Origin of the sequence: Pseudomonas sp. MWU318 (genome assembly GCF_016756945.1) — a bacterium.
Classification (GTDB): Bacteria; Pseudomonadota; Gammaproteobacteria; order Pseudomonadales; family Pseudomonadaceae; genus Aquipseudomonas; species Aquipseudomonas putida_A.
This window is the reverse complement of record NZ_JAESJL010000004.1, coordinates 227517-245889: the sequence shown is the minus strand read 5'-3', so window position 1 is coordinate 245889 and position 18373 is coordinate 227517. Positions and strand designations below refer to the sequence as shown.

At 59.9% G+C, this 18373-nt stretch carries 13 protein-coding genes; 7 read left to right on the top strand and 6 right to left on the bottom strand.

Annotated features, from left to right (window positions below; all coding sequences use genetic code 11):
• Positions 1-161: 161 nt before the first annotated feature.
• Positions 162-2360 (bottom strand): hypothetical protein, encoded by a 2199-nt coding sequence (locus JN524_RS12120; RefSeq protein WP_202369485.1) that lies wholly within the window; start codon positions 2358-2360, stop codon positions 162-164.
• A gap of 196 nt (positions 2361-2556) precedes the next feature.
• Between JN524_RS12120 and JN524_RS12115 the strand changes: the two genes are divergently transcribed.
• Complete coding sequence (locus tag JN524_RS12115) at positions 2557-3453, top strand: NAD(P)-dependent oxidoreductase (RefSeq protein ID WP_202369484.1); 897 nt, start codon at positions 2557-2559, stop codon at positions 3451-3453.
• Here JN524_RS12115 and JN524_RS12110 read toward each other — a convergent pair.
• On the bottom strand, positions 3344-5626 hold the full coding sequence (locus JN524_RS12110; protein WP_202369483.1) for a putative bifunctional diguanylate cyclase/phosphodiesterase: 2283 nt from the start codon (positions 5624-5626) through the stop codon (positions 3344-3346). The two genes, JN524_RS12115 and JN524_RS12110, sit on opposite strands and share 110 nt — an antisense overlap.
• Positions 5627-5773: 147 nt before the next feature.
• A complete protein-coding gene (locus JN524_RS12105; RefSeq protein WP_202369482.1) occupies positions 5774-6142 on the bottom strand; it encodes a YkgJ family cysteine cluster protein in 369 nt (122 codons plus the stop codon).
• Between the two features lie 301 nt (positions 6143-6443).
• Between JN524_RS12105 and JN524_RS12100 the strand changes: the two genes are divergently transcribed.
• On the top strand, positions 6444-7793 hold the full coding sequence (locus JN524_RS12100; RefSeq protein ID WP_202369481.1) for a spinster family MFS transporter: 1350 nt from the start codon (positions 6444-6446) through the stop codon (positions 7791-7793).
• A gap of 151 nt (positions 7794-7944) precedes the next feature.
• Here JN524_RS12100 and rapA read toward each other — a convergent pair whose 3' ends face one another.
• On the bottom strand, positions 7945-10791 hold the full coding sequence (gene rapA / locus JN524_RS12095) for an RNA polymerase-associated protein RapA (RefSeq protein WP_202369480.1): 2847 nt from the start codon (positions 10789-10791) through the stop codon (positions 7945-7947).
• A gap of 254 nt (positions 10792-11045) precedes the next feature.
• On the opposite strand from rapA, the gene JN524_RS12090 reads away from it, so the two are divergent.
• The 3 genes from JN524_RS12090 to ccoM all read left to right on the top strand — a co-directional run bounded on the left by JN524_RS12090 (position 11046) and on the right by ccoM (position 11923).
• Positions 11046-11387 (top strand): hypothetical protein, encoded by a 342-nt coding sequence (locus tag JN524_RS12090; protein ID WP_003222394.1) that lies wholly within the window; start codon positions 11046-11048, stop codon positions 11385-11387.
• Positions 11388-11499: 112 nt separating this feature from the next.
• Positions 11500-11661 carry a hypothetical protein gene (locus tag JN524_RS12085; RefSeq protein WP_096797040.1) on the top strand — a complete coding sequence of 54 codons (162 nt, stop codon included), beginning with the start codon at positions 11500-11502 and terminating at the stop codon, positions 11659-11661.
• A gap of 148 nt (positions 11662-11809) precedes the next feature.
• A complete protein-coding gene (ccoM, locus tag JN524_RS27380) occupies positions 11810-11923 on the top strand; it encodes a cytochrome c oxidase subunit CcoM (RefSeq protein ID WP_003222396.1) in 114 nt (37 codons plus the stop codon).
• A 1035-nt stretch (positions 11924-12958) separates the two neighbouring features.
• Here the strand turns inward: ccoM and JN524_RS12080 are convergent.
• Together JN524_RS12080 and JN524_RS12075 are read right to left on the bottom strand one after the other, a co-directional pair.
• Positions 12959-14434: an inorganic phosphate transporter gene (locus JN524_RS12080; protein ID WP_003222397.1), complete on the bottom strand. Its 1476-nt coding sequence runs from the start codon at positions 14432-14434 to the stop codon at positions 12959-12961.
• 376 nt (positions 14435-14810) lie between these two features.
• The gene (locus tag JN524_RS12075; RefSeq protein ID WP_003222398.1) at positions 14811-15011 is read right to left on the bottom strand and encodes a hypothetical protein; all 201 of its coding nucleotides are present in this window, start codon (positions 15009-15011) and stop codon (positions 14811-14813) included.
• Positions 15012-15665: 654 nt separating this feature from the next.
• Here JN524_RS12075 and pcaR point away from each other — a divergent pair.
• Entirely contained in the window at positions 15666-16508 is an 843-nt protein-coding gene (gene pcaR / locus JN524_RS12070) for a pca regulon transcriptional regulator PcaR (RefSeq protein WP_098967581.1), read from the top strand.
• Between the two features lie 294 nt (positions 16509-16802).
• Positions 16803-18149 carry an MFS transporter gene (locus JN524_RS12065; RefSeq protein ID WP_202369479.1) on the top strand — a complete coding sequence of 449 codons (1347 nt, stop codon included), beginning with the start codon at positions 16803-16805 and terminating at the stop codon, positions 18147-18149.
• The last annotated feature ends 224 nt before the right edge of the window (positions 18150-18373 follow it).

Below are 18373 nucleotides of genomic sequence, written 5' to 3'. Positions count from 1 at the left end.
TATTGAGCAGCCTGAGGGCTGCTTAATTGTTTCTGGATATTGGCAATGAAGGTTTTGCGGTGTTTGGAGCGGCCTCTTCGCGAGCAGGCTCGCTCCCACATTTGGAATGCATTTCCCTGTGGGAGCGAGCCTGCTCGCGAATGGGGCGACTCGGTCTCCGATCAGACCGAGTAAGTCTTCCCGGTATGGTTATTCAGGGAAATAACCTTGGTCTTGCCGATCCGGTGACGGTAGATCTCGCGCAGGTACTTGATCGCTTTCTTCACGCAATCGCGCGACAGGCGAATGTCGTTAATCGAGACGAACTTGTCCTTGTCGTTGATCAGCTCGCGGTACTTCTTCTCGTACATCGGTTTGATCGCATACCAGTTGGTGTCGAGGATCTTCGCCGGGTTCTCGAACTCGTTGAGCAGATCGTCGATGCGGTCTTCGTCGAACTCTTCATTAATGATGAAGTCGAGGATCGAGTTGTCCAGAGTCTCGTCGAAACGGTACGGGGTCTTGGCGAAGCAGCGCTTGATGAACGCCACGATCAGGGTCAGGAAGTCGTCCGACAGGCACGGGCTCTTGGCGATCAGGGTGGTCAGCGACAGGTTGGCCGAGGCACCGATCACCAGCGCATAACGCTTGAGCGTGGTGTTGGGGAACAGGCTGTTGAGGTGCGTCTTCAACCGGTTCAGGTCCATGTACGACAGCTTGTAGTCTTTGGGCAACGAGACGATCGACACCACCGACGAGCAGTTCTTGAAGAAGTGCAGGTCGTGCAGCGCCGCGGCGTCGTAGCCGGAATTCTTGTACTGCTCGAGCGAGGCGCGATAGCGCTTGGATTCGATCGGCAGCAGGCTGATGCCTTCGATGGCCTGGGTGACCTTGTTGAAGTGCGGCAGGTCGATCGAACGGAAGAACAGGTCGTCGATGTTCAGGCGCTGTGGCTCTTTGTCGAACACCTTGAACTTGTCGCTGCTCGGTGGCGGGGTCTCCGGCACCACCGATTCTGCGTAGGCAATCGCCACCGGGCCGGCCAGACTCATGAACAGGTCGTTGGCGTCCAGGCGAATGGTTTCGCCAATGTCGATGCCGGCGCGACGGAAGTAGTTCTGGTCGTAGTCGGTGGTCACCGCCTGCGCCGTCAGAATGTTGAAGATCTGCTGCGAGATGTACTGGTTGGCGTGCTTCTCCATCGCATTGACATCAATGTTCTGGATGTTGCCGTCATCGCTCTCTTCGGCGTAACGCATGATGTCGTTGGAGATCAGCATCATCGCGTTCCATGGGCGGATACGGCCCATGACGCTGGCTTCGCTGCTGTCTTCATTGGCGAAGTTGTAGGAGAAATCCCATTCTTCCGACAGGTATTTGCACAGCAGGCGGCCGGCGTTGATGTGCAGCGCCTCGGACATTTCACTGCGGTGGTCGGAAATGTTCGGCAGCACGCAGATGCCGCTGGTGAAGATCGGCTCGAACACGAACGAATGCCCGCTCTTGCCGTCATGCTCGTCCATCGGCTTGGTGTCGAACGTCTTGTTCATGTACGAGTGCTGCTGGGCCAGGCCGAACTCCGAAGCCATGCCCGAACCGGTACCGCCGCCGGCACTGAAGATCGAGAAGTACAGGCGCGACTGGTTGGCCTTGATGCCGCAGCTGTCGATCAGGTACGAGTGGATCATTTTCCAGTCAGGGCTGGAGAAGCGTTGGGTGTCCTTGTTGAGGATGATCTTGGCCAGATACTGGCCGAGGATCGGCGCGTTACCGGCGCCGCCGGCGTGGACTTCGGACAAGTCCATGATCTTCATTTTGCTGTAGTCGCGCAGGAAGCCGCTTTTCTCGCCCTTGCGCGAGAAACGGATGCGCCCGGCGATGTCCTTGTCGAGGTCGCCGAGCATCACCAGCGGTTCGACGAGGAACACCGGTTTGCTCGACTTGTTCGGGCCGATGCGCAGGTTGTTTTTGATCCACTGCGCCGGGCTGTAGCCCTTGTCGGCCAGACGGCGGTCAGCAGCGCGGTCTTCGTTGTTGAATTCGTTGAGGTAGAACTTGCGCGCGTTGTACACCAGCTCCGCGACGTCGAGGGCGATGTTCGAGCCGCAGCGACCGAGGCCGATCAGGCACACCGAGGGGAATTCCTGATCGTTGTGCTGTTCGTTGTCGCCTTCCAGGTGCGGTGGGCGCGGGAACACCAGATCACGCAGACCGTCGAGGTTGTCGAGGATGCGATCGGTGTTGGTTTCGGTGTAGTACAGATATTGCTGAGTGCCCAGCGGGCGCGAGGGAGGCAATGGCTTCGAAGGTGACGGGCTGTTTGCGGCAGGGCTCAGGGTCAGATCGGATACCGCAGTGGCGGGATTGTTTTTAGAAGTCATTGTGCGCCATATACCTGGACTGGTTGGTCCGCTGACCAGTGTCAGCGAGCCTCACGGAATAAGATCTCGCGTCTTTTAATTGCGCGTATTTGACCCGGGCGTCAGGGGCTTGGCCTGATCGTCGCGCGGGGGAATCCTTTCCTGATCGTTCATGAATCGGCCATTATTCAGTGATCTTTAATCGAAAAGAGGCAAAATGATGTCAACGCTACCTACGTTGGGCTTTGCCGGAATCGGCCTGATGGGCCTGCCGATGTGCCGTCGTCTGCTGGCGGCGGGCCACCCGCTGACCGTGTGGAACCGCAACCCGGCCAAATGCGCGCCACTGGTCGAAGCCGGCGCCCGGCAAGTAGCGACCCCGGCCGAACTGTGCGATTACGCCGACGTGGTGATGCTCTGCCTGGCCGATACGGCGGTGGTGCGCGAGGTGGTGTTTGGCGCCGGAGGCATTGCTGAAAGTGCGAAAAACGGCCAGTTGCTGGTGGACTTTTCCAGCCTCGAACCGACCGCTACCCGCGAGATGGCAACCGAATTGGCCGACAAGACCGGGATGAGCTGGCTCGATTCACCGGTGTCCGGCGGTGTGGTCGGTGCCGAGGCCGGCAGTCTGGCGATCATGGTCGGCGGTGCAGCAGCGGATCTGGATCGGGTGCGCCCTGTGCTGCTCAGCCTTGGTCAACGGGTCACGCACATGGGCGGTGTCGGCGCCGGGCAAGTGACCAAGGCCTGCAACCAGATGATCGTCGCCTGCAATGCGCTGGTGATCGCCGAAGTAGTGGCGCTGGCCGAACAGGCCGGAGTCGATGCGAGCCTGATTGCCGAGGCGCTGGCTGGTGGTTTTGCCGATTCGAAACCGTTGCAGATCCTCGCCCCGCAAATGGCCGAGAGCCGTTTCGAACCGGTGAAATGGCACGTGCGCACGCTGCTCAAGGATCTCGATACCGCGGTGAAATTCTCTCGCGAACAAGGCTCGGCCACGCCGATCAGCGGATTGGCCGCACAATTGATGCGCCTGCATGGGGCGCAGGGCTTTTTGCAGAAGGATCCAGCGACACTGGTACAAATGTACCGCGCGCCAGACTCAACGGATTGACCGCGTGCGAGTGTTTGCGCTGATTGATTTCTTCCAGCACCGGGCGTAATTCGTTCAGCGGCACCGGGCGGCTCAGCAGGTAGCCCTGAATGAAATCGCAGCCCGAGCGCTCAAGAAATTCGTATTGCTCTAGGCTTTCCACGCCTTCGGTCACCACCTGCAGATGCAGGGTGTGGGCCATGACGATGATCGCCTGGACGATCTCCATGTCGGCGGTCGCCTTGGGGATGTCGAGGATGAAGGAACGGTCGATCTTCAATGTGTTGAGCGGCAGGCGCTTGAGGTAGGCCAGCGATGAATAGCCGGTGCCGAAGTCATCGATCGACAGCGACACCCCGAGGGCGCGGATCTGCCGCAGCAACACCAAAGTATTGGCGATGTTGCCCATCAGCGCGTTTTCGGTGACTTCCAGTTCCAGTCGTTCCGGCGCGACACCTGCGGTGCGCAGCGCACTTTCGATTTCATCGGCGAGTTCTTCCCGGGCAAGATTGAGTGGCGAGCAGTTCCAGGCGATTTTCAGTTCGTCGCAGCCGTGGCGCGTCAGTTCGCCGAGGTCGGTGCAGGCCCGGCGTAACACCCAGTTATCCAGCTCGGCGATCAAGCCGTTGGTTTCGGCAATCGCAATGAAACGATCCGGGGCCAGCAAGCCATGTACCGGATGCTGCCAGCGAATCAGTGCTTCGAGTTTGGTCACCCGACCGGTTTTCAGTTCGAAGATCGGCTGGTAGTAGAGCATCAGCCCGTTTTCTTCGCGCAGGGCGTGGCGCAGTTCTTCTTCCAGTTGCAGTTCGAGGCTGGCGCGGGTCTTCATGTTGGCACTGAAAAAATGCAGGCCGTTGCGCCCCGCGCCCTTGGATTGATACAGCGCCAGATCCGCGTGCTTGAGCAGTTCTTCGCAGGTGGTGCCGTCGTCGGGGAACAGGCTGATGCCGATGCTGGTGGTCATCACCATACGGCGGCCGGCCAGCTCGATCGGCTCTTTCATTTTCAGCATGATCCGTTGCGCCATGTTGCGCGCTTCCTCTCGTTCACGCAGGCTGATCAGGATGCAGAACTCGTCACCGCCGAAGCGGGCGACCACGTCTTCATGGCTGCGCACCGAGCCTTTGATGTGATTGGCGATGACTTTGAGCAGGGCGTCGCCGGCGTCATGGCCGAGGCTGTCGTTGATTCGCTTGAAGTGGTCGATGTCGAGAAACATCACCGCGAGCATGCCGCCCTCGCTGGTTTTCTGGCTGAGTTTCTCGGCGAAAAGCTGGTTGAAACCGCGGCGGTTGATCAGGTTGGTCAGCGCGTCGTAATTGGCCACTTGTTGCAATGACATCCGCGCCTGATCGAGCTGGCCGAGCAGGGCGTTGACCCGGCGCAGATCCTGCTCCTTGTTCTGCAGTTTCTTGTCGGCGAGTGCCGCGCTTATCGCGCTGCCGAGAATCAGCAGGATGATCAATGCGACCGTCAGGCCCAGTTGCAGGTAATTGGTTTCGCCACTCAGGGGCGGCACTGCGCCCTCGGGCACCACCAGATGCAAAGCGGCCATGCCGGTGAAGTGCATGCTGATGATACCGGCGCCGAGGATCACTGCGGCGGTGTATTTGAGCAACTGATGAAAACGGCCGCTGCCTTCACGCAGATAACCGGCGACCCACAGTGCGGCGAAGCTGGCGCCGATGGCAATCACGATCGACAGGCAGAACAGCAGCGGCTGGTAATACGCGGTGGCCACCGAGTGCATCGCCGCCATGCCGACGTAATGCATGCCGGCAATGCCCAGGCCAATGACGATGGCGGTTTTCAGGTATTGCATCAGCGAGGGATGAGGCACGCTCAAGGTGTGCATCGCCAGCCATGAGGCGAGCAGGGCGATCACCAGGGAAAACAGGGTGGTGGCCAATTCGTAATGGATTTCCAGCGGCGCCTGAAATGCCAGCATGGCGATGAAGTGCATGGCCCATATGCCGCCAGCCAGGCAGGTGGCGCCGATCCAGCGCCACACTCGTTGCGAACCCGGATCTTCGGCGTGGCCAACCCGCTCGGCCATGTCGAGGGTGGCAAAACTCGCGGCGCAGGCGACCAGATAGGCCACCAGCACCAGCAAGGGATTGTGTGTGCAATCGAGAATGACCTGCCCGCTCTCCGGCAGCTCGGTAACAAACTGCAAACCAAGCCACTCCATAGCATCCCCGTCTCTGAAGTCGTCCCTGCTGCGTCAGCAACGCAGGCGAATGAGAGGAGTATAGAGGCGGTTTTTGCCATGCAAGCGGTAGTGGCACATTGGCGCCAACGATTTCGGCATGAGCCTTATAGCGATTGGCGCTAAACCTCAGGCGCTCTGGTCGTAAGGGATCTGATTCCATTCCGGTTCGAGAGGCGGCAAGCCGAAGCGGGCGCGTGCCTTGTCGCAATCGACATTCTGTTCACCGTTTTCCCAGGATGACTCGAATTCGCGGCAGGGGCTGGAGCGTTGCTCATAAATCGAGCACTGCACGTTACTCCCCACCTCACCGACCAACGCCGTACACCGCGGCGATTTGCAGTCGGTGCCGTTCATCGCCACCCGACTGGGACTGATCTGCGTCACCAGTTCATCGGGCACCGTACCGCCGGAGGAGGCGCATTCACCCCAGAAAAAAGACACGCGAAAATGGGAACAGCAGGCACCGCAATTCAGACACGGACTGACTTCGGACATTAGGAGGGCATCAAAGGGGTTGATCGGCGAATCCGGACGGATCCGGCGGCTATTCTAGGCTTCGCCATGAACTTGGGAAGGGGGGCGCGAAAGTATTTTTTTGTAGCCGGGTTTTGCCGCAAAACCCCCGGTTTACGGGGGATTGCCGTGTTATCAAGGGCTTACGTTTCTTTACAGTGCCATGGCTCATTATCAGGCTGACGAATGATCACAGACAGCCTCGGCAGGCGTGTCTAGATTGCAGGTTCCGGGCTCGGATGCGTCGGCAGTGAAGCCCTCATAACAATAAAGAGACGGACCCATGCAGAACTCGACCCAAGCGGCGAATGCCTGGCGCATTCTGTTCCTGTTGTTCCTTGCCAACCTGTTCAATTTCTTCGACCGCACCATTCCGGCGATCATCATCGAGCCGATCCGTATGGAATGGCACCTCAGCGACTTTCAACTGGGGATCGTCGGCACCGCGTTCACCCTGGTTTATGCGATCGCCGGCCTGCCGTTGGGACGCATGGCCGATACCGGTTCGCGCAGCAAACTGATGGGCTGGGGCCTGGCGACCTGGAGCGCGCTGACGGCAGTCAACGGTCTGGTCGGCAGTTTCTGGAGTTTTCTACTGGTGCGCATGGGCATCGGCATTGGCGAGGCCAGTTATGCACCGGCGGCCAACTCGCTGATCGGTGATTTGTTCCCGGCGCACCGTCGGGCGCGGGCCATGGGCATCTTCATGCTCGGCCTGCCGTTGGGCCTGCTGCTGGCGTTCTTCACCATCGGCGCGATGGTCAAGGCGTTCGACAGTTGGCGGGCGCCGTTCTTTATTGCCGCAGTGCCGGGGCTGATCCTCGCGGTGTTCATGTTCTTCATCAAGGAACCCAAACGCGGTGCGGCAGAAACCGTGCAGGTGTCCCAGGACAGAGTCGACAAGCCGATCCGTCGGGTGCTCGCGGTGCCGACGTTCCTCTGGCTGGTAATGGCAGGCTTGTGTTTCAACTTCGCCACCTATGCCTGCAACTCGTTTCTGGTGCCGATGCTGCAGCGCTACTTCCTGATGCCGTTGCAGGAGGCGGCGGTGGCGACCGGCGTGATCGTCGGCGTCACCGGGTTGATCGGTCTGACCCTCGGCGGCTGGATCGCTGACAAGATTCATCAACGAGTCGCCAACGGCCGGCTGCTGTTTGCCGGCTTCAGCCTGATCATCTCGACCCTGTGCACCGCGTGGGCGCTGCACGCCGGACGGGTCGAGATCGGCGTGTTCGTCGCGGTGTTCAGCGTCGGCTGGCTGTTTGCCTATAACTTCTACACCTGCGTGTACACGGCGATTCAGGACGTGGTCGAACCGCGCCTGCGGGCCACGGCGATGGCGCTGTTCTTTGCCGGGCTGTACCTGCTCGGCGGCGGTTTGGGGCCAGTGGTGGTGGGGGCCTTGTCCGATCATTTCGCCAAATCGGCGATGCTCTCGGCGGGGGCCGAGCAGATGACTGAGGCGTTCAAGGCTGTGGGGCTGCATGATGCGATGTATCTGATACCGGTGGCGCTGTTTTTCACCATGGTGTTTCTGTTTCTGGCAGCGCGGTGTTTTGTGCGCGATTCGCAGCGGATGAGGGAGGGGTTGGTGGCGGTGACTGAACCAGATGGTGCGGTGGCGACTGCGTAAATCAAAAGATCGCAGCCTTCGGCAGCTCCTACATTGGAATGCGCTTCCCTGTAGGAGCTGCCGAAGGCTGCGATCTTTGTTTTTGCCCCTGAACAAAAAAAGGCCCGCATCGCTGCGGGCCTTCTTATTTTCAGCGCTGGAGCAGGGCGGTTTAACCCGCCACCAACACCCGGATCGCTTCCAGGCGCAATGCCGCTTTATCCAGCATCGCCAGACCCAGTTCACGCTGCTTGCGCAACGCATCCAGTTCGCTGTCGCGTACAGTCGGGTTGACCGCTTGCAGCGCGGTCAGGCGCGCCAGTTCTTCCTCGGTGTCCGCCGCCAGGCGACGACGGGCCTCGGCCACGCGCTCGGCGTGACGCGGGGTGATTTTGTCTTCACCGGCGTTGATCCGTGGCGTCAGCTGATCGCGCTGGGCCTGGATGAACTTGTTGGCGCTGGCGCGTGGCACGCTTTCCAGTTGATCGTTCAAGGTTTCGAACGAGACGCGGGCCGACAGATCGTTGCCGTTGGCGTCGAGCAGGCAGCGCAGGGCGGCCGGCGGCAGGTAGCGGCCCAGTTGCAGCGAGCGCGGTGCAACCACTTCGCTGACGTAGAGCAGTTCCAGCAACACCGTGCCCGGTTTCAGTGCCTTGTTCTTGATCAGCGCGACGGCGGTGTTGCCCATCGAACCGGACAGCACCAGGTCCATGCCGCCCTGCACCATCGGGTGTTCCCAGGTGATGAACTGCATGTCTTCGCGCGACAGCGCCTGGTTGCGGTCGTAGGTGATGGTCACGCCTTCGTCATCGCCCAGCGGGAAGCTGGCGTCGAGCATCTTCTCGCTCGGCTTGAGGATCAGGGCGTTTTCCGAATGGTCTTCGCTGTCGATGCCGAACGCGTCGAACAGGGTTTCCATATAGATCGGCAGGGCGAACTGATCGTCTTGCTCAAGGATGTCCTCGACCAACTGATCGCCTTCGCCCGAACCGCCGGAGTTGAGTTCCAGCAGACGGTCGCGGCCGGTGTGCAGCTCGGCTTCCAGACGCTCGCGCTCGGTGCGCGCTTCGTCGATCAGCGCTTGCCACTCACCGTCGTCGGCTTCTTCAAGCAGCGGCAGCAGGCGCGGGCCGAACTGATGCTGCAAGGCGTTGCCGGTCGGGCAAGTGTTGAGGAACGCGTTCAGCGCTTCGTGGTACCACTGGAACAGGCGCTCTTGCGGGCTGGTTTCCAGGTACGGCACGTGCAGTTCGATGATGTGCTTCTGGCCGATCCGGTCGAGACGACCGATACGCTGTTCAAGCAGGTCCGGGTGCGACGGCAGATCGAACAGCACCAAGTGATGGGCGAACTGGAAGTTGCGACCTTCACTGCCGATTTCCGAGCAGATCAGCACCTGCGCGCCGAACTCTTCGTCGGCAAAGTAGGCGGCGGCGCGGTCACGCTCAAGGATGTTCATGCCTTCGTGGAACACCGTGGCCGGGATGCCGGAACGCACGCGCAGGGCGTCTTCCAGGTCCATCGCGGTTTCGGCGTGGGCGCAGATCACCAGCACTTTGGTGCGCTTGAGCATTTTCAGCTGATCGATCAGCCACTCGACGCGCGGGTCGAATTTCCACCAGCGCTCTTCTTCGCTGGCGTCCGGCTGGGCCTGGAAGCTGACTTCCGGGTACAGCTCGGCGTGATCGCCCAGCGGCAGTTCGAGGTATTCGTCCGGGCATGGCAGCGGGTACGGGTGCAGTTTGCGCTCGGGGAAACCCTGCACGGCGGCGCGGGTGTTACGGAACAGCACGCGGCCGGTGCCGTGGCGGTCGAGCAACTCGCGCACCAGACGGGCGCTGGCTTCGGTATCGCCATCGTTGACCGCGGTCAGCAAGGCTTCGCCTTCGTTGCCGAGGAAACCGTGGATGGTCTTGTGCGCTTCCGGCGACAGGCGCCCCTTGTCGAGCAGTTCCTGAACGGCTTCGGCCACCGGGCGATAGTTCTCGCTCTCGGCGCGGAACGCGGCCAGGTCATGGAAACGGTTCGGGTCGAGCAGGCGCAGACGGGCGAAGTGGCTGTCCTGACCGAGTTGTTCCGGGGTCGCGGTGAGCAGCAGCACGCCGGGAATCACTTCAGCCAATTGTTCGACCAGCGAGTACTCGGGGCTGGCCTTGTCTTCGTGCCACACCAGGTGGTGGGCTTCGTCGACCACCATCAGATCCCAGCCGGCGGCGAACAAGGCGTCCTGCGCCTTCTCGTCTTCGACCAGCCACTCCAGGGCAACCAATGCCAGCTGGGTGTCTTCGAACGGGTTGGTGGCATCGCTTTCGATGAAGCGTTCTTCGTCGAACAGCGCCACCTGCAGGTTGAAGCGGCGGCGCATTTCCACCAGCCACTGGTGCTGCAGGTTTTCCGGCACCAGGATCAGCACTCGGTTGGCGCGGCCCGAGAGCAGTTGGCGATGGATCACCAGACCGGCTTCGATGGTTTTCCCCAGACCCACTTCGTCCGCCAGCAGAACCCGCGGCGCGATACGGTCGGCGACTTCACGGGCAATGTGCAGCTGGTGCGCGATCGGTTGCGCACGCACGCCGCCCAGGCCCCAGAGCGAGGACTGCAACTGGCGGCTGGTGTGTTCCAGGGTGTTGTAGCGCAGGGAGAACCACGACAGCGGGTCGATCTGCCCGGCGAACAGACGGTCGCTGGCCAGACGGAACTGAATGAAGTTCGACAGCTGGGTTTCCGGCAGGGTGACGGCTTCGTTCTGCCCGTTGAGACCGTGATAGACCATCAGCCCGTCGACGTCGTCGACTTCGCGCACGGTCATCTTCCAGCCTTCGAAGTGAGTAATGGTGTCACCCGGCGAGAACCGTACGCGGGTGAGGGGCGCATTCCGTAGCGCGTACTGGCGGGTTTCGCCAGTGGCCGGGTAAAGCACGGTCAACAAGCGGCCGTCCTGTGCCAGAACGGTGCCTAAACCAAGCTCTGCTTCGCTGTCACTGATCCAGCGTTGCCCCGGTTGATACTGCTGCGCCATGCTGCCTGACTCCCACCTTGAAAAAGCGGGCTATCTTAACGGAATGCCGGCCTCCAGACCAAAGGTTTACGAGTGTAGGAGCTGCCGAAGGCTGCGATCTTTTGATCTTCGGGAACGCTTGCGTTCTACGGTGTTCCATTAAAGATCGCAGCCTGCGGCAGCTCCTACAGGTGCCAAGTGCGTCACAGATTTGCGACGGATGGCTCAAGGCGCCTTTGCCGCAGCCGATAGCCTGCTGACAGGAGACCCTTTATATGCTGCCACCGATGCTCCCCCTGAGCGCTGTGCCGATCACTTCCCAGCAGGATCCGATTCGCCAGCGGCCGGACATTCCTCCGGTGGTGCCGGTGCAGGAAAGCTCCAACGAAAGCACGATCGACCTGCAAAAACGCGACCCGGAAGAGGATCGCCTGCTGGCGCGCGAAGAACAGCGCCGTCAGCAGGAGCGTGATCGTCGCCGTCGCGAAGCCGACGAAGACCCGGAAGAGCATCTGGCCGTGCCGGGCACCGAGCTGAATGCCGACAACACCGTACCGGTGGTGCCGCTGATGGAAGATCAGCCGCGTCAGGGCTTGTGGGTCGATATCGAGATCTGAGTCTGCTTATTTACATCAATTGTTGTCGAGCGCTGGCTTCAGGCTGCATGATTGGCGCAGTCCTGCCTCTGATGCGGCAGTTGTGTTTTCTTCAAGTGATGCGCTGAACGTCATGAGCCAAGATGAAAAACTGATCGACCTCGGCACCGAGCGCGCCAAGCGTGTGCATGATCTCAACGAAAAGCGGCTGAACGAAGTGCGCAAGGCCTTCGAGCAAGCCATGCCGTTGGGAAAAGCCCAGAAAAAGCCGAAAAAGAAACCGAAAAAGCGTTGATCTTCCCCTGCATCCTTTGATGCAGGTCAGTTATTTTCCCGCCTTTGCCTTCTGTGTTGACCGGACTTGATCCTGGTCAATTTCTGCGCCTGCGCGATTGGTTAACTTAGCTCCATCGCAGCAAAGCAGGGGCCAGGAGGCCACAGTCATGTTTTTCGATAACGTGGTGTTTGCCGGGGTTCTGACCGTAGGTCTCATGGTTCTGTTTTTTGCAGGGTTTGGATTTTTTATCTGGAAGGATGCGAATAAGCGCAAGAAGTAGGTCTTTCCGGGTTTGATGAGCACGCAAGGCATTTTGGGCGACTTCGGTTGCCCTTTTTTTTGTGTTTTTGGCGGCCGCTGGGCCGACCGTGTTCTTGGGGTTTTGGGTGTATATCCGTTGCTGCGGGTGTTGCTTATTACGGTTCCGCCCTTACGGCGGGTCACCTTTTCCAAACGCCGAAAAGGTAACCCAAAAGGCTTTACCCTGACGTTCGGCCCTCGCTTAGGCTCGGGTTCCTTCGCTGCGGGATTCATCCCGGGGGCAGCGCCTACGGTTTGCTTCGCTGCACCTCCTCTCGCTGTGTTTGGCTGCGCCAAACGGTCGCTGCGCTCCCACCCCCGGATAAATCCCTCCGCTCAGCCTGCCGACGGGCCCTCAGATCAAAAGCGGTACTCGAGCTAACGCTCATTGTGTTGAGTGGGGCGGCTTCGCCGCATGGGGTGCACGAAATCTGAACTGTACCTGTCGGCGATGGCGGCCTGCGAGCCGACCAGTCTCTAACAGACCACACCCCATCCCCCTGTGGGAGCGAGCTTGCTTGCGAAGGCTGCCTGACAGCCGACCAAATCCCAAACTGAATACACCCAATCGCCTGTAGGAACTGCCGAAGGCTGTGATCTTTTGATCTGCTTTGGCTCTGGCCTGGCTCTGGCTCTGGCTCTTGATGTGGCTTTTGATCTTCAAGCCCCATCGGCAGGCCGAGCGAAGGTGTCCATCAGGGGGTTAGGCGTGCAGCGCCATGCGGCGGAGCCGCATACATCGAGAGGAGGTGCAGCGAAGCAAACCGTAGGCGATGCCCCCTGATGGACACCGTAGCGAGGGAACACTGAGCCTCAGCGAAGTGCCGTACGCCGGGGGAAGCCTTTTTGGTTATTTTTTCGCTGGGCCGGCACTCCGGCGTTTGGAAAAAGTGACCCGCCGTAAGGGCGGAACCGTAATCAGCAACCCCCGCAGCAACGGATATGCCCACAAAACCAACCCCAAAAAAAAGGCGCGATCCTCACGAATCACGCCTTTCTCATGTGCAGCGGTCTATCAGCTACCCAACGCTTTGGACGCCAACCAGAACAACCCAGCCGACAGCGCCACAGTCGCCGGCAAGGTCAGAACCCACGCCAGCAGGATAGTGCGAACAGTCCCACCCTGCAGGCCGCTCTTGTTGGCGACCATGGTACCGGCCACGCCCGAGGACAGAACGTGAGTGGTGGACACTGGCAGGCTGAAGATGTTGGCCATGCCGATCAAACTGGCGGTAGTGATCTGCGCCGACATGCCTTGAGAGTAGGTCATGCCCTGCTTGCCGATCTTCTCGCCGATGGTCAGTACCACGCGTTTCCAGCCGACCATGGTACCCAGGCCAAGGGCCAGAGCCACCGCGAGAATCACCCAGAACGGGGCGTATTCAGTGGTGGTGGTCAGGTCTTTGCGCAGTTTGTCCAGGTCAGCCTTCTCACGCGCTTCGAGGCCTGGCAGCTTGCCGACTTTCTTCGCGGTGTCGTCCAGGCAGAGCAAGTAGCGACGGACTTCGATGCGGCTTTCCGAGGACAGCGAATGGTAGTCCGCTACACCTTTAAGGGTGCCAAGCAGGGCGTTGATGGTCGGTTCGGTCTGCTGCGGGTTGCAACGGAATTTCTCCGGCAGGTCGCCTTCAACGCTTTTGCCCAGGGCCAGGAATTCGCCCAGAGAATCGGCATTGCGCTTGTAGAACTGGCTCAGGTGCAGGGTCGCGTCGCGGGTGCGCTCGATCTGGTAGGTGGTGCTGCTCAGGTCGAGGACGAACTGCGCAGGCACGATACCGATCAATACCAGCATGATCAGGCCGATGCCTTTCTGACCATCGTTGGAACCGTGCACGAAGCTCACGGCCATGGCCGAGATCACCAGGACCAGGCGGTTCCAGAACGGCGGGTGTTTCTTGTCGTCGATTTTGCGGCGCTGTTCCGGGGTCTTGTGCATCTTCGACAGCGGGCGCCACCACTTCAGGCCGATCAGGATCAGCGCGGCGATCAGGAAACCGGCCATTGGCGAGAACACCAGCGAGGCGCCGATGTCGATCGCTTTCTGCCAGTTCACGCCGTCGGCCAACGGGATGTTGTTGATCAGGGCATTGGCCAGGCCGACGCCGAGGATCGAGCCGATCAGGGTGTGGGAACTGGAGGCCGGGATACCGAAGTACCAGGTGCCCAGGTTCCAGGTGATCGCCGCGGCGAGCAACGAGAACACCATCGCCAGGCCATGGCCGGTGTTCACATTGATCAGCAGTTCCACCGGCAGCAGGTGAACAATGGCATACGCCACGCCAACGCCGCCCAGCAACACGCCGAGGAAGTTGAACACACCGGAGAAGAACACCGCCAGGTGAGGCGGCATGGCTTTGGTGTAGATAACAGTGGCTACCGCGTTAGCGGTGTCATGAAATCCATTGATGAACTCGAAGGCGAGGACAAACGTCAGGGCGAGCAAGAGGCTCACAAGCACCCAAGCATCCAGTCCGCTGAATAAATCGATCATGAAGGTTTTCTGACCCGGTCATAAGGGGGCGCGATTATGCCAGAAAAGACTGGAAATCGATCCCCTACCTGCTCATCGGTAGCAATCAATGTCGAATTAAATTGTTGCAAGGTGCAAAGCCCTAGCCTGACGCAGGGTTTTTCAAGTCGTTGATTAGCTTGAAAAAACCTTAGGGCAGCAGGCAATTTGTCGAGCGCGCGAGGGCCTCAAACGCTTGTGTGAAATATCTCTGAAACGAGTCAGACACGCTCCTTTCCCGTGCAGGACAGGGGAGGTGGGCCGCTGCCCGCGGGTAGCGGGCGCGCAAGGCGTGGTCGGATCACCGTGCTTTTAGCCGGTGGCGACGCAGACTCTCGAAAATCTCAGGATCGCCCGTTCATGGCTCTTCGGTTTTGAGTTCTTCTTCCATCTTTTTCAGTTCTTGCTGGAAAACCTGATCCTGAACGGTGGGGCGTTTACGCCATGCCTTGCGTTCCGGTTCGGGTTGCGCGGCGTAGGTGGTGACTTCCCCGCCGTAAACTTCCTTGTAACGTTGTTCCTGGCGCTCAAGTTCCGCGCGCAGTTCGTCTTTCGTCACAGTGCTACCTGTTTGAGTTGAGATAAATATCTGGTGAAACGCTCGGCAACGAGTCGATTGAACACGTCCACCGAAGGACCATGCCGGTTCCGGCATTGGCGTTATCGGCAGGGCGATCAAGACTTCCATGTTGCAGGCGGCTACGGCACCAGATTAAAACTGACGCAGCATCAGTTTCCTGTTTCAGCAAGCGCGCTGGCGGTGCATGAATAATGAGCGTCAGGCGCTGGCCGGGGCTGACGGCAATAGGCATCGGGTCAGCAGGCGGCACCCTCGGCCAATGAAAACACGGCGCCACTGAGGTGCATTATAGCGGTCGATTCGGGAATGACTATCTTTGCCAAGTTAAAAACGGTTCGGGATGTGTGATCGCTTTGTTACTGACAAGTTTTATCGCTAGTTGAAATTCGCCGAAACCTTTTAAGCACTCGCGTTCAGTTTCTGGCGCCATTAAGTCGATCAACTAATGAGGCATGCGAAGTTGGATGAACAGGCAGGTGAATGAATGAAGAAGCCAAGAAGGACAGAGGCTGATGGATTGCGATAATCGGTCGGCGGTTCGATAATCGCCCGATGTTGGCGACTCGACTCTTGTGTATCCGCTGGCGAGTCGCTTGTATAGCCACTGATCCGTGCCGGAAACAAGGACAAGAAATGAACGATCAAATGCGCAACTCCTTCAGCTCCGTGGCGCCGCCGATCGTCGCTTCGCCGGCCAAACGCATACAGGCGCTGACCGGCGATCCGGATTTCATGACCTCGCTGGCCCGTGGCCTGGCGGTGGTGCAGGCATTTCAGGAGCGCAAGCGGCACCTGACCATCGCCCAGATCAGCCATCGCACGGAAATTCCCCGCGCTGCCGTGCGCCGTTGCCTGCACACTCTGATCAAACTGGGTTACGCCACCACCGATGGCCGCACGTACTCGTTGTTGCCCAAAGTGCTGACCCTCGGGCACGCGTATCTGTCGTCGACGCCGCTGGCGGTGTCGGCCCAGCCGTACCTCGACCGCATGAGCGAGCAACTGCACGAAGCCTGCAACATGGCCACGCTCGAAGGTGACGACATTTTGTACATCGCCCGCTCGGCGACCACGCAACGGCTGATCTCGGTGGATCTGTCGGTGGGTGGGCGTCTGCCGGCCTATTGCACATCGATGGGCCGGATCCTGCTGGCGGCGCTGGACGACACCTCGCTGCGCGAATACCTCGACCATGCCGAACTGGTGGCCAAGACCAGCCGTACGCTGCATACCCCGGAAAGTCTGCTCGAATGCCTGCAGGAAGTACGGCAGCAGGGCTGGTGCATCGTCGATCAGGAACTCGAACAAGGCCTGCGTTCGATTGCCGTGCCGGTCTACGACGCGTCGGGTCAGGTGGTGGCGGCGCTCAACGTCAGTACCCACGCCGGCCGCGTCAGTCGCACTGAACTGGAACAACGCTTTCTGCCAGGCCTGCTCAGCGCCAGCCGCGACCTCAGCGCGCAGCTGTTCGCCTGAGGAAGCTGTTCGATAAACGCACAGTGTTGCGTTTATCGAATTGACGCTAAAAGCCCCGGATCATTAATGTCGCGGCAGCGTCATCCGGCGCAGATGTGAATGAGCCTGCCGGATTGTCGACTCCCATAATAATGACAAGAGGCAACTCACCATGCGCATGCTCCCCGACTGTCTCAGCTCCGTTCCCTGTTGCCGGATTCACCGCAACGCCTGATCCCGATCTTCTATTCTTGTGACCGTGCCGCTCTCTGGCCGGCCGCCGTTCGACTGCGTTTTTTGCGTGGAATAAAAATAATGAACCAGCCTCAGTCCGCTGTAGGTAACTGCCTCGACGTGCAGACCTTCATCAATGCCCAACCGATCTCGCGCTATCAGTGGCGGGTGGTGATCCTGTGTTTCCTGATTGTATTTCTCGATGGCCTCGACACCGCAGCGATGGGTTTTATCGCGCCGGCACTGTCCCAGGACTGGGGCATCGACCGCGCCAGCCTGGGCCCGGTAATGAGCGCCGCGTTGATCGGCATGGTCTTCGGCGCACTGGGTTCAGGCCCGCTGGCTGACCGCTTCGGGCGCAAAGTGGTGCTGGTTGGTGCGGTGCTGCTGTTCGGCGCTTTCAGCCTGGCCTCGGCGTACAGCACCAATGTCGAACAACTGCTGGTATTGCGCTTCCTCACCGGTCTCGGGCTGGGCGCCGGCATGCCCAACGCCACCACGCTGCTCTCGGAATACACCCCGGAGCGCAAGAAATCCTTGCTGGTGACCAGCATGTTCTGCGGCTTCAACCTCGGCATGGCCGGTGGCGGATTCATTTCGGCGAAGCTGATTCCGGCGTTCGGCTGGCACAGCCTGCTGCTGATCGGCGGGATTCTGCCGCTGATCCTCGCGGTGGTGCTGCTGTTCTGGCTGCCGGAGTCGGCGCGTTTTCTGGTGGTGCGCAATCGCGGCACCGACAAGGTACGCAAGACCCTGTCGCCGATCGATCCGGTCGCCGTCGCGCAGGCCTCGAGTTTTAGCGTGCCGGAACAGAAAACCGTCAAGGCGCGCAACGTGTTCGCGGTGATTTTCTCCGGCACCTACAGCGTCGGCACGTTGTTGCTGTGGCTGACCTACTTCATGGGCCTGGTCATCGTTTATCTGCTGACCAGTTGGCTGCCGACCCTGATGCGTGACAGCGGCGCGAGCATGGAGCAGGCGGCGTTCATCGGCGCGCTGTTCCAGTTCGGCGGGGTATTGAGCGCGGTGGCTGTAGGCTGGGCGATGGATCGCTTCAATCCGCACAAGGTCATCGGCACTTTCTACCTGCTGGCCGGGGTGTTTGCCTACGCGGTAGGGCAGAGCCTGGGCAATATCACATTGCTCGCGACCTTGGTGCTGGTGGCGGGGATGTGCGTCAACGGTGCGCAATCGGCGATGCCTTCATTGGCGGCGCGGTTTTATCCGACCCAGGGGCGCGCGACCGGGGTCTCGTGGATGCTCGGGATTGGCCGCTTTGGCGCGATTCTCGGGGCGTGGATGGGCGCGACGTTGCTGGGGTTGGGCTGGAACTTCGAGCAGGTGCTGACGGCGTTGGTGATTCCGGCGGCGTTGGCGACGACGGCGGTGCTGATCAAAGGCATGGTCAGTCATGCGGATGCGACCTGATATCGCGGTGTAAGCCGAAAAGATCGCAGCCTTCGGCAGCTCCTACATTGGAATGCGTACCTCTGTAGGAGCTGCCGCAGGCTGCGATCTTTTGCCGACAACACAGAACGATAGGGTGATAACAATCCGTTCGATAAACGAACACTCAGTCGATTATCGGATTGTTTGGCGATTTTCAGCGGCTTAATCTGCAGTGACTCCGGCGCTGAACCTCGCGCCTTTTT